Genomic DNA, 13,595 nt, shown 5'->3' on the forward strand with positions numbered 1-13,595 from the left:
CATGTTACGTCAAGTCAGGGTCGCAGCCACCCAGATGGCCTGTTCAAAAGACCGTTCTGCCAATATTGCCAGGGCCGAACAGCTGGTTCGCAAAGCAGCCAGCCAGGGTGCCCAGATCATCCTGCTGCAAGAGCTGTTTGAAACCCCCTACTTCTGTCAGAAACAGAAGTACGAGTATCTGCAACTGGCCACACGCCTGGAAGACAACCCGGCCGTTCAGCATTTTCAGAAGCTGGCTGCCGAGCTGGAGGTCGTGCTGCCCATCTGCTTTTATGAGCTGGCCGGTCAGGTGCGCTTCAACACGGTGGTTCTGATTGATGCCGATGGCAGCCTGCACCCCAACCTCTATCGTAAAACCCACATTCCTGATGGCCCTGGCTACAGTGAAAAATTTTACTTCACGCCGGGTGATACCGGCTTTCAGGTCTGGAATACCCGTTATGCCCGCATCGGTCTGGGCATCTGCTGGGATCAGTGGTTTCCGGAAACAGCCCGTGCCCTGGCGCTTCAGGGGGCGGAAATCATTTTCTTCCCCACAGCGATTGGCAGCGAACCCCATGATCCCACGCTGGACAGCAAGGATCACTGGCAGCGCACCCAGCAAGGTCATGCTGCGGCCAATCTGACCCCGGTGGTGGTTTCCAATCGGGTTGGTAAAGAAGAAGAGGATGACTGGCAGATCACCTTCTACGGCTCTTCCTTCATCACCGATGGAACCGGTGCCAAGGTCGCTGAACTGGACCGGCAGGAAGAAGGGGTTCTGGTGCAGACTTTTGACCTGGATGAGCTGGCCTTTGCCCGGCATTCCTGGGGTGTCTTCCGCGATCGCCGTCCGGATCGCTACGGCCACCTGATGAGCAAGGATGGTTCAAAATGAAAATCAGAATTTAAGTTTCTCGGCAATCTCTTCGCAAGCCGCGAGCACCTGGCTTCTGGGCACCGGTGGGCTGAAGTAATAACCCTGAACCAGGTGGCAGCCGGATTCCTTCAGAAAAGCCAGTTGCTTGCGCTCTTCCACCCCTTCGGCAACCACTTCCAGGTTCAGTTTACCGGCCATGGCACTGATGGCGGAAATAATCGCCATATCATCCTTGTCACCGGGAATATCTTTTACAAAGGAGCGATCGATTTTCAGGGAATGCACGGGTAACTGCTTCAGGTAACTCAGGGAAGAATAACCCGTACCAAAATCATCAATCGACAGGCTGATACCCAGCTCCTCTATCTTGTGCAGAATCGGCAAGCTCAGATCCATCTGATCCATCAGGGTGCTCTCAGTGATTTCCAGCTCCAGATATTGCGGTGGCAGGTTATAGCGGCTGAGCAAGGCATCCAGCTGCTCAGGCAGGCCTTTGTCTTTCAACTGGCGGGGAGAAAGATTCACAGCCACATAACAACGCTGACTGAGGCGTTGGTTGAGCCACACCAGATCACGACAGGCCTGTTCAAGAACCTGGTGGCCCAGCTCAATAATCAGACCGGTTTCTTCGGCAATGGGAATGAATTCTGCCGGGGAGATGATACCGCGTTCAGGATGATGCCAACGCACCAGGGCCTCAAAACCCACCACACTATTCAGCGGCAAATTGACCTGGGGTTGGTAGTAGACTTCAAAACTCTGTTCCGCCAGAGCCGTGCGTAATTCGGTTTCCACCTCCAACAGACGCGAGGCATGCTCGTTCATTTCCTGGCTGAAGAACTGATAATTGTTGCGGCCCCGGGTTTTCGCCTGGTACATGGCCAGATCAGCATTTTTCAGCAGCTCCGTTGGGTTGGCGCTGTCTGTGGGGGCCAGGGCAATCCCCACCGAGGTGGTTACTATGACACTGTTTTTTTCCAGCTCAATCGGCTGGCTGAGTTTTTCAATAATCTTGCGGGCCACGGCCGCAGCCGCTTCAGTATGCTGCAAATCCTGCAGTAATAGAGTGAACTCATCCCCCCCCAGGCGGGCAATGCTATCCGAATCCCGCACACAGGTGCGCAAGCGCTCGGCCACAGTAATCAGTAGCTGGTCACCGGCATCATGCCCCAGGGTATCGTTGATGCGTTTGAAGTGATCCAGATCCAGATACAAAAGGGCTGAAATAGTATTCTGGCGCCGGGCCAGTTTGATGGCTTTATGCAGCCGCTGCTTGAAGAGGCGACGGTTTTCCAGCCCGGTCAGGGTATCGTAAAGTGCCAGCTGCTCCATTTTTTGGTGGGTCTGCTTGAGTGCCGTAATGTCTTCGGCCACCAGAACAAAAAAAGCTTCCTGCTGATGTTGAAAATGCACCGGTGATATGGAAACCAGCATCCAGTAATGCTGCTGGGCACTGACCTGAAATTGCAACTCACCCCGCCAATACCCGGATTCGCGCATGCCTCTCAGCAGCCTCAGCCGCTGTTCCCGGCTGACACTCGCGCGCAGAAGCTCTTCAAGCTTCTGGTTCTTCAGTTCTTCCTGCTGGCGACCCAGGAGTTCGCAGAGCCGTGTGTTGGAGTAGTGAATAAGATTCTGGGCATCGCAGATGAGTACCGCGCTGCCGCTGTATTCCAGGGCGCTGGACAAAAGATGCAGTTGTTGTTGCTGCTCTCTCTGGGTGCTGACGTCCTGGGAAACACTCAGAATTGCAGGCTTTCCCCCCGTATCACTGAACTGCAACTTGCTGGTTTCCCAGGTTCTGGCAGGCTCCTGCCCCATTCCAGGAATGGTCTCTTCGCGCATATAGAGGCTGTCGCCACTGGCCAGCAATGCCCTTTCCTGGCTAAGCTGCTGTTCAAAGGCCTGGTTATCACCCGTGATTTCCGCCAGATTATTGCCCAGTAAATCCTGGGGCCGGGCATGAAAAAAGCTGGCCGTGGCCTTGTTGACCAGAACGAACCGCCCTTCCCGATCCCGGGCATAAATCATCTGGGGCACCAGATCTATGACCTGACGAAGCCGACGCTCGCTGCGTTCCCGCCCCCGCACCAGCTTGGAAAGCTGATAAGCCGCAAACAGGCCCAGATTCAATAAAAACAACAGAACCAGCAAAGCAGGGAGCAAGGAGGATCGCACCAGTTCCTGACCCGGCCTGGGTAAGGGGTAACGCAGATAGGCCAAAGGTTGCCCGGCTTGAGACTGCAGAGGAAAGAGGCCCTGGCCGCTGATGGTTATGCCCTGTAGATCCAGAGTCAGCTCAGGCAGTTGATAGACCCTCTGCCATTGTTCTAAAAGTTCGGGCGTTAGTTTTTCCAGCAAAACCAGGCTGCGATGATCGATAGACCGCAACTGGTAAAGGTACACTTGCTTGTCTGCTTTCAGCAGGCCCTGGCCCTGCTTGGCGTCCAGTTTACTCAGTTTTTCTTGCAGGCTAGCTGGCAGGCTTTCATTGCGCTCACAAAGAAACTCGGGGGCTTTTTCGGGTTCTTGCAGGAGCAGGCATTGCCCATCCAGTTGATGAGGCAAAAGTTGGGAAAAACTGGCCGAATCCAGATGAATGAAGAGAACCGCCAGCTGGTCAGACAACTTATTCAGGTGGCGCTGATGATCCTGCAGAGCAAACTGCAACTGTTGTTCGAGATTTTCATGGGCGCGCTGATCGCTGTTATGACCCAAAAGCACCAGGCCAAACACCAGGGCAAGAACGGAAGCACCCGCTAGAAAAAGGAAAGGGGCAAAAACCCGAAAAGAAAACATGCACTTAGGCCGATGGCTGGGAATTGCAGCGAGAAATCATACAGAAGATACTCCTTACAGACAAGATTACTTACATAAGATGATGGTAGCTTGCCCGACGTGAATCTTTTGTAATTTCCAGTAATCAGCCAGCCAGTCAAAACAGGCTTCACTGTAAAAGGTAATATGGGTCGGATCCATTAAATAGTGCCAACGCTTGAAAGCTTCCAGATTACGTGGCCTTTGCGTCATGATGCCCAGATAGCCACCCGGTTTCAGGCAAGCCAGCAGTTGATCCATCACCTCTGCAGGCTGAGCCAGATGCTCAAAAACCTCCGTCGTTACCAGAAAATCATATTGCCGCTTCAGCCGCTCGGGATGGAACGCAAAGTAGGGATCGTAATCAACGCAGTCATAACCGGCTTCACGGAACATCAGAGAAAGGGTCGGCCCTGGCCCGGAACCAAAATCCAGACCTTCGGGCATTCGCCCTTCACGCTTTTTGATGGTGTCCAGAAAAGGCAGCAAAGGTTCCAAAAGGCGGTTCAGGAAACGTCGATAACCCGCATCATCCGGGCGGTTATCATGCTGCTGGTAAACGGCTTTTTCCTGCTCGGGGGACAAATGAAACCCACTGGGCACATAGACCAGATCACAAGAAGCACAAAGCCAGTATTCACGACCTGCTAACGGATTACGGGTTTCTGTATGCCATTTTTTGACTTGATCGCTAAAACAAAGAGGACAAACTTCGGAGGGCATATTCAGTCCTGAAATAGTATGCATTTTAGCATACACCGCTGTTGCACGTACTCTGACGACTTCCTATCGGTCATAAAGAAGCCAGTAACATTAACGCTGTTCTACTACCTGGTCAGCATGGAGTAGCTCCCCCAGACCCGTTCGCAGCTATCAACACTTGAGCATCACTTACACCAATGGAGTTGTACCATGCACCAACCTACCCCAGTAACCAACTCTGTCGAACGCCTGAAAATGTTGAAAAATGCCCTTCAGTGTCAGCTACACGAAGCCCTGAAGCAGAAACAAAACCTGCTGGCTCCCCTGGCCAGACAAATGATGACCGGGATTGCACGGCCTAACGACGAACCACCGGGACGGTGACAGCATTCAAGCCGGTAAAGCTAGCCAGTGTTGATGTTGCATGTTCATTTTTTTGACTAAAAGTGTAGGTTTGGGGCTGTGCTTCACAGATCACTCACTCCCACCACTTCAAAAAGAAGAATTTAAGGCATATAATCCGATTAAGGAACCATAGCCAATCGGAGGCTGCATGTCACAAGCCAGTACAGAAAGCAAAATCACCCAATTCATTCACCAATACAGCAAACCGGAACTGTTTGAAGAGATTCCCCTTCTAGTCAGCAAAGCATTCAAGGAAGCTGACGTTGACTGCAGGGCGCGTATTCTAAACTGCTCGACCAGGCAAAATAGAAAACGCAGCCAGGATCGCTACTTCTACACGCAAGAGGCTCTGTGTAGCGCAGCCTCCGGCTGGAAGCCCTCAACCCAACTAACAGATAACAAAGGCGAGTCCTACACCCAACTCGAAACAAAAAACCTGCTTGCAACCCTTCACGTTCTCCCCTGGTTCGATGGTAAGATTCGCCGCGCCAAATCCAGAGACAAGAACGCGGCTCTTAATGAAGGAATTGCCGAGCAGCTTGAACTCTTGCTTGAAGAAGAAAGCAAAAGCAAAAAGCAGAAAGCCTTTGAGAAGCTCAACATACTCATTGTTGCTGTCGCGCCCCAGCCGGATCAACAGCAGGATGAACCCGCTCAAATTCAGGTGTATGTACCGCACGAGAGCAACAAAGGCTACCACCTTAAAATTAATATAGACGACCTGATCGCTGGCTTTGCAACTGCCCAGCCTATTACTGAAACAGAAGACCAGGCATGGCCGAAACTGCGTAAACAAATGCGCAAGTCCGAAGAAGAAGGCAGCCAGGGTGAACAGAATGAATAAGAGGTTGATCACACCATGAGATCCGGGATAAAAGGCTTCCAGTCATTACGCCTCAAGCAACTGCGCTCAAATGCCTCCATGACCCAAGCCGAACTCGCTGACCTCGTTCAATGTGCCAAAGGCAACATCTCCAAATGGGAGCAGGGTAAAAGCAGCCCTGAAGCCAACAGCTTCCAAAGAATCTGCGATGCATTCAATGTCCCTGGCTCCTGGCTTATGGAAGAGCCCATTGCATCACCAGAAACACAGCCCAGCTTCTTCAGAACCAACACGAGCACTACAGCTACAGCGCGTGCCCTGGCCAACATCCGCCTGGACTGGGCTGAAGAAATTGCCTACAAACTACAAGAAAGTCTTGAATTTCCCAGCATCAATCTGCCGGAATACACAGGCGACTTCAAGGATCTGGCCGACTATGAAATCGAAGACCTGGCCACTGAATGCCGCCAACGCTGGAATATCGGACAGGCACCCATTGGTAACCTGCTCAACCTAATGGAAAGCAACGGGGTTGTCGCAACTCGTGGCAAACTAGGCTTCACCAAAATGGATGGTGTCTCTCGCTGGTCACAGGTCGATGATTACCCCTATGTTTTTCTCTGCATGGACAAAGCAAACGGATTTAGAACACGATTTGATGCCGCTCATGAACTGGGCCACATCATCCTTCACAAGGCAGTAAGCCAGGCAGGCTATAAAAAGCACTACAAGCTGCTCGAAACACAAGCACACCGCTTTGCCAGTGCATTACTGTTGCCAGCTTCAGCCTTCGTGCGGGATATTCACTACCCAACCATGGAAACCTTTCTGGCCCTGAAGCCCAAGTGGAAAACCTCTGTCGCTGCCATGATTCGCCGCTGTCAGGATCTGGAAGTCATCAGCGAGCAAACAGCTTTAAGACTCTGGAAAGCACGATCAGCCAGAGGCTGGACAACTCGCGAACCGCTGGATGACACTCTGGAACCAGAAGAGCCCAAGCTACTTCAGCGCAGCATCAAAATGCTGGTCGAGAACAATATTCTTGATAAAAACACCCTACGCCAAGTTCTAGGCCTACCGATTCAGTATGCAGAAGAACTGTGCAACCTACCTCAAGGGTATTTTGATCTGGATGACTCCAGCAAGGTCGTTGAACTGAAGCTGCGTGCTGAAGCCAAACAGCGCATGAAGCCTCAGCAGCAGAAAGGAAATGGAAAAGTAATTAGCCTACACAGAAGCTAAACACCTCCAGCCTCTGGCCAGAGGCTTTTTTTATTCACCAGGACCCTTGGTGCGTACTAGCTCAGGCTCGGTTCCATCAGAAGCTGTATTAGCTTCAGTATCACAAACTGAGCAGATGTAAACACCCTGCTCTGTAGGCTGATGCCCCTCTCTCTTTATTTCCTCAAACTCTCTTTTACACTCACATTTTTTACAGTACAGCGTCTTAGTTGTCATAGCTAACTCCTTATCATCAACATTGGAATAACTAAGTTACCAGCCTGGCCTTCAGGGGCGAATGCACTTCCTTTTAAAAAAAGGGTTGGCATCATCTACGGGTATGCCGTTTCAACGCTACAACGAACTGCCAGAAAAGTGCGGCGAATATCAGATAGAACATCAAGCTCAGCAACTCCATTCCGCTAATCAGCACATTGCTGAAAGGGACTAAAGAGGCACCACAGTTCAGGTAACCCAAAATACCAGAGATCTCAGGCGAGCAAGGGTTATAGTTTTCTTGCAGATCTAAGCTACTGCCAAAGCATCTAATGGATACAACATGTGCTGAGACCAAAATCAGCATACCCACAGCAGGCCTAATATAACTTTGACCAAAATCAGAGGAAATTTTGTTGAACCAGTAAACAGGAACTTTTTCATTTACTCCTGAAATCCAATGAAAGAAATTTTGCAAGATATTTCCAAGGTGAATTCTTTCGGTGAGAAAAGGGGTAGAATACAGAAGTGTGATCAGAAGTAATAAATATAGTGGAGCAGTAAAGATAAAATACAAGAATAGCATCAACCATGGAAAAAATAGATCAGCAAGAGCCAACAAGTTTTTGTTTTCTTCTTTTGGTAAGACCTTAATATTATGAATATTAGAAAAAGTAAGGCGACCGCTATCCAGTTCTTTATGATACTTATCCATTTCCTTCGCAAAGAACTTGTTGGCTTCCAGGTGGTTACCGATGCTGTCAAAGGAATGCTTGATCAGGCGGTAGGTCTCGCGGGTTGTTTTAGATACATCTCCACCATCTACATCAACACCAAGAAAGTTAGCTTCGTCCGAGAAATTGGCTCGATCAAGATCAAGGCCGCCAAGGAATTTTGCGCCTCGAAAGGTGGCATGGGTATGAAAGGTTACATATTCAAAGGTAGCCCTATCATCCAAAACCTTAGCTTGTTCAAAAGCAAAAAAATCTTCAAAGTCAACACGTGTTAATGGCCAACTAAACTGACCCGCTTCTGGCCATTAATTTTGACCCACCCCCAAGGTGGCTTTGGCCACCAAAACCAGTACCTTCCCTCAACGATGATGATTAAGGGGAAGGGTTTTGAAGGAGTGGGTTGTGATTCATAAAATCAAAGCACTACACGACAACGGCCAGGGTCTTTCCGTCCGAGCCATCAGTAAGCAGTTGTCCATCTCTCGCAATACCGTTCGCAAGTATCTGCGTCTATCGGAAGAAGCCATTCAAGGTCAGCAATCAGACCCCAGTCGCAGCAAAAAGCTGGATGATTACCGCAGTTATCTGGTGTACCTACTGGGTGAGTTCCCCAAGCTGAGTGCGGTGAAGGTTGCTCGTAAGCTGCGTACTAAATATGGCTCCATCCCTGCATCTGATCGAAGTTTGCGCCGTTATATTCAACAGCTGCGCCAGGAAGTGGCTGTAGCTCAGGTTCGCTACTTTGAACCCATTATTGATGATGTGGCCGGTGTTCAATGTCAGGTTGATCCCGGCGAGCTGCGAGGCGTTCGGGTCGGTGATCAGGAGGTCACCCTTCACTTTGTTGTCTTCGTGCTCTCTTTCTCGCGTCTGATGTATGTGGGCCTGAGCTTCCAGCCCCTTGATACCCAGGCCTTTATTCAACTGCATGATGAAGCCTTCCGGTATTTTGGCGGCATCACCGAAGAGTGTGTTTATGACCAGACCAAGCTGGTGGTGATCAAGGAGCAATACCGGGAAATCGAGGCCAACCAGCGCTTTTACCAGTATGCCACCACCGCAGGCTTTAGAATCCATGCCTGTGAAGGCTATGACCCCCAGAGCAAGGGCAAGGTGGAAGCTGGGGTCAAATACGTCAAGCAGGACTGCTTTTATGGCGAACACTTCACCTGTCAACAAGCCGTGAGAGACCATCTGCAAAACTGGCTGGATGAAGTGGCCAACCGTCGTGAGCATGGCACCACCGGCCAGATCCCCCACACCGTTTTTATGGCCGAAGAACGAACTCAGCTGAAGCCTTACCTGGCCCCCAGCAGTCTTCGTCAGCCTTCGGCGATTGAAACTCGTCGTGCGGATAAAACCGGTCTGATCAGCTACCAAGCCAATAAATACTCCGTGCCTCTGGCCTGGCAGCAATCTCAGGTCGGTGTAATGCAGCAGGAAGGCCGTCTGGTCATTACCGACCTAAACACTGGTGAGACCCTGGCCGAACATACCCTGTGCCTGGAAAAGGGGCGCATCATCAAGAACAACAACCACTACCGGGACAGGGAAGCTCGGGTGGCGCAGCTGGAGACCGAAATCAGTCAAATGCTGGGAAAGGCTCTGGGTCAGACACTCTGCCAGCAGATCAGGCGCTCAGAGCCTAGAGTCGTCAAGGATCAGCTGGTTGCCCTGAAATCCATCCTGGCTCACCTGGAGCCGGAAGATCGAAAGCTGCTTGTGCAGCTGGCCGAGCGGCCCGGCATTACCGCTGGCAAGATCAAACGCTACCTGGAGGCGGAACGTCAGGCGCGGAGCAAAGGGCGTTATCCAGATCACGGTCTGCCAGAGGCTACTTCGGCCAACCATGTAGACCTCTCGGCTTACCAGCGACTTGGCCAGTCCAGTGGCCAGGAGGTGACCCATGGGGCAGCTTGAACAAACCCGCGCCCGCTGCAAAAGCCTGAGGCTGACCTGGATGGCTCAACAGCTCCCTCAGCTGCTCGGTGAAGCTGAAAGTAATGACTGGTCTTATCTACAGTGTATCGACCACCTGATGGGCTATGAGCTGAAAGAACGCGATCAAAAACGCATCCAGCGTCACTTCAAACAAGCTCACTTCCCGATGGAAAAGCGCCTGGATGACTTCGACTATCGTCACCAGACCACCATCAATAAACGCCAGATCAGTGCGCTGCTGGACTTCAACTTCCTGGATCAGCGCCAGAACCTGGTGTTCATCGGGCCACCGGGAGTGGGCAAAACCCACCTGGCCATTGGCCTGGGCTACAAAGCCATCGAAGCCGGTTACAAGGTGCTGTTCAAAACGGCCATGACCCTGGTGGAAGAGCTGGAACTGGCTGAAAAACGCGGTGAACTGAAAAAGCGGATCAGCCTGCTGGCCAAAAACGACCTGCTGATCATTGATGAGCTGGGATACCTGCCCATGAGCCGCCAGTCCCGCTATAACCTCTTCCAACTGGTCAACAGCCTGTATGAGTACCGCTCCATCATCCTGACCACCAACAAGGACTTCACCGACTGGGGAGAGTTCTTCCATAACGACAATGTGGCCATACCCATCGTAGACCGGATTATCCATCACTCACACATCTTCATGCTGGGAGGAGAAAGCTATCGACTGAAAGAAAAGTTAACCAACTAACGCACCAGGTGGGTCAATTTTATTGGCCAAAGGTGGGTCAAAATAAATGGCCATTGACAACACGACGCATTGTTAATTGTTTTGCTTCAATTCCAAATAAATCTGCAACCTTTTTAAATCTGATATTTCTGAGCACTAGTCTTTCAGTACTAAAATTTTTTAATTCAAATTTTTCTTCAAAGCATGAATCTCTAATCTCGATGCTCGGAAGCCTATTTCTATAAATTTCTGAAAGAGTGCTAACATTTTCAGGCGATCGAGTACATATTGTTTTTTTGTCGACTGAAAATCTCCCCTGCATCTTACAGTCCATTATAGAAAGAGAGTTTTTTTCGTCAACCTTAAATATAGACAAAATATCTTCAAACTTTACATCTTTCGAGACAGCAAATCCTTTAATTAAAAAATCACCCGACAAAGACATAATTGGCAGACACCCTGAAATTATAGATTGTTTTCCAGACTCAGTCTCTGACCTGATTAATAAAGACCCATTGAACAAGCAATTCTTCCTAAAGCTTTCAAATGAAAAAATATTCTTATCAGATGAACCACAGAAAGCGAGGCTTGTATCACCATAAAAATCACAACGCAAGAAATAAGGATTTTCTTTACCTATGGGAATTGAAGCGCTATAAAATCTGCACTGGTCATATACCACCCTATCCAACCTTTCTAATTTGTTCGAAAAACAACAATGCTCCAATAAAAGACTAGTAACACTTATATAAATACGGCTCAAAAAAGAAAACAACAAATCAACCAAAAACTGACTTAGACCATAAAAAAATACTCCAGACACCTGTATTTTCTTGCAATAAGAATATTGAATCTCATATTTTTCTTTCTGAACCTTATCTAAATCATTTTTCAAAAATAAATGAAAGTCATTTTCATTCGAAGAAAAACCTTTAAGCGTGCTATCATTAGTATTGGGAATTGAATTTAAAACTGAATCTGATGCAAACTGAGAATAAAGCATTTCTACAAAATCTTTTTCAAAAAGATCTTCATTAAAATTGGTTCCAGCTCTTTTTTCTGGAGGGAGGTGAAGCGAGCAAAACCCTTCTGCACAGATATTATTCTTACACCCTTCATACTGACACTTAGCCATCGGTCTTCCCTTTCTCTTGTACTCTGATTTCAGTCATTAAACCAGCCATCACCATGACCAGCAACCCGACTATGTTCTATTGGCACCCCCACCCACGCAAGCCTATGCTTCCCTCACTACTGCAAATTCAGCAGTCGGGTTTGGCAGCCTGGAGACAAGTGGGCATACCACCGCTTTCACAGCGGTTTTTTGTTCCTGCACAATGACTTGTGCCTGTTATGGGTGGGCCGTATGGAGACCTTCGGGTCCTGCCTGTCTCTGTCCTGGTCTGCCAACCTGTACGGTTCGCTCACCCTTATTGGCAGGAGGGCCTGGTCTAAAAACCAGACAGAGATAATGACCATGACTACTCAAATCACCACCGTAGATTTCCGCAGCTAGCATCTTGCCCTTGTAACTGATACCAGCAACCAGCCTTTGATACCCATCAAGCCCACCTGCATGTCCATGGCGATGCCCTCACCCACAACAACGATACCAACAGCCAGGTTCGCGACTATGTGCTGGGAATAGTGCTGATGAATACTATCCCAGCAATCAGGATTAATGGCTACAAGGAGGCGCGATGGTGTAAGCAGCCATCAACTACTGCAATCGGGAAAAGAAGTGGCAGCTACCCAACCCGGTAAAGGGTCGCAAGCTGAAAGAGTCACAGGGAAGAGTAAGGTGGATCACCAAGGCTTGAAGCTGAAGCCTTGTGCCGATCCGCCCACCAGGGGAAGGATGGGTAACTACCGGATGAATGGACTGCTGGGCTTGGAATGGAACAGGGTGGACTTCGCTAACCGTCTAGTGATCCTTGAGGGGGAGCACACCAAAGCCGGAAAGAGAAGATCCATACCCCTGAACAACGGTGCCCAGGCTGCGCTAAAAAACCGACTGGCCGCAAGAGCTGAATACAGCCCTGCGTCACCCTGGGTTTTCACACGCAAGAACGGGCAAAAGGTAACCTGCCTGAGAGTTGGATTCAAGAATGCCTGCCAGAGAGCTGGTATAAAGGATTTCAGGATTCATGATCTCAGGCATACCTGTGCGGCATGGCTGGTAACTATCGGAGTGCCACTATCTGAAGTCCGTGACCTGCTGGGTCACAGCACCATCATGATGACAGAAAGGTATGCGCACTTAGCGCCAGCAAGAGTTGCACAGGCAGTTGGAATGCTGGATGGAAATGACTCGGAAAGCTCCGTATCACATTCCTATCACACTGCTCAAAAAGTAATAAAGATAAGGGAGGGCTAATACTGCTGAAAGGCGCTTGAATCTTGATGGTGCGGATGGGGAGACTCGAACTCCCACACCTTGCGGCACCAGAACCTAAATCTGGCGTGTCTACCAATTCCACCACATCCGCTAAGATGGCGAGCATTGTATAGAAACCTTCTGTTAAGTCAAGCTGTTGAGGGCAATTTCAGAAACCGGCTTACTGCTTCAGCTGTGGGTCTATCCAAATAGGGCACACGACCCAGGCAAGGGGCTGGCAGGAGCTGCTCCAGGGTTTGGAAGTTTTCATCTTCTCTGGGCATGGTTTCACCTGCAGTTGTGGCGATCCACCCGGCCAGTGACAAGCCGTCTCTTTGAATGGCTTCAGCTGTCAGCAGGGCATGGTTCAAACAACCCAGTTGCATTTTCACCACCAGAATCACGGGCAATTGCAGAAGTTTGGCCAGTTCCGCCAAGGTTTGGCGACCTTGCAGCGGGACGCGCCAGCCCCCGGCACCCTCCACCAGTGTGAAGTCGGCTTTTTTGATCAGCTGTCCGCGTACCAGTCCGGCGAGGCGATCCAGATTCAGGCTGCGTCCTTCTTCGGCGGCGGCCAGATGAGGGGCAATCGCTGCTTTCAGCACCACCGGGTTCACTTCTGAATAGCGCGGCTTCAGGCTGCTCTCAGCCTGCAGGGCCAGGGCATCACTATTCTGCAAGCCACGGCCCTGATCTTCTGCGCCAGCAGCCAGGGGTTTCAACCCCAGGGTGGACAGGCCCTGTTTTCGGGCCAGATGCAAAAGACCGCAGGCGATCAGCGTTTTACCCACATCGGTATCTGTTCCTGTCACAAA

The 13,595-nt window shown here is 50.1% G+C and carries 12 protein-coding genes and 1 tRNA gene; 7 read left to right on the top strand and 6 right to left on the bottom strand.

Going from position 1 to position 13,595, the window contains the following annotated elements:
- The first annotated feature begins 1 nt into the window (after position 1).
- Entirely contained in the window at positions 2–877 is an 876-nt protein-coding gene (gene aguB / locus LG323_RS04945; RefSeq protein ID WP_404419562.1) for an N-carbamoylputrescine amidase, read from the top strand.
- 3 nt (positions 878–880) lie between these two features.
- Here aguB and LG323_RS04950 read toward each other — a convergent pair whose 3' ends face one another.
- Complete coding sequence (locus LG323_RS04950; RefSeq protein ID WP_404419564.1) at positions 881–3,658, bottom strand: EAL domain-containing protein; 2,778 nt, start codon at positions 3,656–3,658, stop codon at positions 881–883.
- 66 nt (positions 3,659–3,724) lie between these two features.
- Positions 3,725–4,399: a class I SAM-dependent methyltransferase gene (locus LG323_RS04955; protein ID WP_404419566.1), complete on the bottom strand. Its 675-nt coding sequence runs from the start codon at positions 4,397–4,399 to the stop codon at positions 3,725–3,727.
- Between the two features lie 189 nt (positions 4,400–4,588).
- Here LG323_RS04955 and LG323_RS04960 point away from each other — a divergent pair, with 189 nt between their 5' ends.
- The 3 genes from LG323_RS04960 to LG323_RS04970 all read left to right on the top strand — a co-directional run bounded on the left by LG323_RS04960 (position 4,589) and on the right by LG323_RS04970 (position 6,848).
- Positions 4,589–4,762, top strand: a complete 174-nt coding sequence (locus tag LG323_RS04960) for a hypothetical protein (protein WP_404419567.1) — start codon at positions 4,589–4,591, stop codon at positions 4,760–4,762.
- 169 nt (positions 4,763–4,931) lie between these two features.
- Positions 4,932–5,627: a hypothetical protein gene (locus LG323_RS04965; protein WP_404419569.1), complete on the top strand. Its 696-nt coding sequence runs from the start codon at positions 4,932–4,934 to the stop codon at positions 5,625–5,627.
- A 15-nt stretch (positions 5,628–5,642) separates the two neighbouring features.
- Complete coding sequence (locus LG323_RS04970; protein WP_404419570.1) at positions 5,643–6,848, top strand: helix-turn-helix domain-containing protein; 1,206 nt, start codon at positions 5,643–5,645, stop codon at positions 6,846–6,848.
- Positions 6,849–7,155: 307 nt separating this feature from the next.
- Here the strand turns inward: LG323_RS04970 and LG323_RS04975 are convergent, their stop codons facing one another.
- Positions 7,156–8,001, bottom strand: a complete 846-nt coding sequence (locus tag LG323_RS04975; RefSeq protein ID WP_404419571.1) for a hypothetical protein — start codon at positions 7,999–8,001, stop codon at positions 7,156–7,158.
- A gap of 178 nt (positions 8,002–8,179) precedes the next feature.
- Between LG323_RS04975 and istA the strand changes: the two genes are divergently transcribed.
- Together istA and istB are read left to right on the top strand one after the other, a co-directional pair.
- On the top strand, positions 8,180–9,697 hold the full coding sequence (gene istA, locus LG323_RS04980) for an IS21 family transposase (protein ID WP_404416226.1): 1,518 nt from the start codon (positions 8,180–8,182) through the stop codon (positions 9,695–9,697).
- The gene (gene istB, locus LG323_RS04985; RefSeq protein ID WP_114418945.1) at positions 9,684–10,424 is read left to right on the top strand and encodes an IS21-like element helper ATPase IstB; all 741 of its coding nucleotides are present in this window, start codon (positions 9,684–9,686) and stop codon (positions 10,422–10,424) included. Before istA ends, istB begins: the two co-directional genes overlap by 14 nt.
- Positions 10,425–10,461: 37 nt before the next feature.
- Here istB and LG323_RS04990 read toward each other — a convergent pair whose 3' ends face one another.
- Complete coding sequence (locus LG323_RS04990) at positions 10,462–11,538, bottom strand: hypothetical protein (protein WP_404419573.1); 1,077 nt, start codon at positions 11,536–11,538, stop codon at positions 10,462–10,464.
- A 723-nt stretch (positions 11,539–12,261) separates the two neighbouring features.
- Here LG323_RS04990 and LG323_RS04995 point away from each other — a divergent pair.
- The gene (locus tag LG323_RS04995) at positions 12,262–12,780 is read left to right on the top strand and encodes a site-specific integrase (RefSeq protein ID WP_404419575.1); all 519 of its coding nucleotides are present in this window, start codon (positions 12,262–12,264) and stop codon (positions 12,778–12,780) included.
- Positions 12,781–12,807: 27 nt separating this feature from the next.
- Here the strand turns inward: LG323_RS04995 and LG323_RS05000 are convergent.
- Positions 12,808–12,892 (bottom strand) — tRNA-Leu (locus tag LG323_RS05000).
- Between the two features lie 37 nt (positions 12,893–12,929).
- Positions 12,930–13,592 carry a dethiobiotin synthase gene (gene bioD, locus LG323_RS05005; RefSeq protein WP_404419577.1) on the bottom strand — a complete coding sequence of 221 codons (663 nt, stop codon included), beginning with the start codon at positions 13,590–13,592 and terminating at the stop codon, positions 12,930–12,932.
- Positions 13,593–13,595: the final 3 nt, after the last annotated feature.

The organism is Marinospirillum sp. (assembly GCF_044810985.1).
Lineage (GTDB): Bacteria > Pseudomonadota > Gammaproteobacteria > Pseudomonadales > Halomonadaceae > Marinospirillum.

Bases quoted from the DNA above. Each gene is read 5' to 3' on its own strand.
- LG323_RS04950 (WP_404419564.1), bottom strand. From the start codon at position 3,658: ATGTTTTCTTTTCGGGTTTTTGCCCCTTTCCTTTTTCTAGCGGGTGCT.
- LG323_RS04995 (WP_404419575.1), top strand. From the start codon at position 12,262: ATGGGTAACTACCGGATGAATGGACTGCTGGGCTTGGAATGGAACAGG.
- aguB (WP_404419562.1), top strand. From the start codon at position 2: ATGTTACGTCAAGTCAGGGTCGCAGCCACCCAGATGGCCTGTTCAAAA.
- LG323_RS04960 (WP_404419567.1), top strand. From the start codon at position 4,589: ATGCACCAACCTACCCCAGTAACCAACTCTGTCGAACGCCTGAAAATG.
- LG323_RS04990 (WP_404419573.1), bottom strand. From the start codon at position 11,538: ATGGCTAAGTGTCAGTATGAAGGGTGTAAGAATAATATCTGTGCAGAA.
- istB (WP_114418945.1), top strand. From the start codon at position 9,684: ATGGGGCAGCTTGAACAAACCCGCGCCCGCTGCAAAAGCCTGAGGCTG.
- LG323_RS04965 (WP_404419569.1), top strand. From the start codon at position 4,932: ATGTCACAAGCCAGTACAGAAAGCAAAATCACCCAATTCATTCACCAA.
- LG323_RS04970 (WP_404419570.1), top strand. From the start codon at position 5,643: ATGAGATCCGGGATAAAAGGCTTCCAGTCATTACGCCTCAAGCAACTG.
- LG323_RS04955 (WP_404419566.1), bottom strand. From the start codon at position 4,399: ATGCCCTCCGAAGTTTGTCCTCTTTGTTTTAGCGATCAAGTCAAAAAA.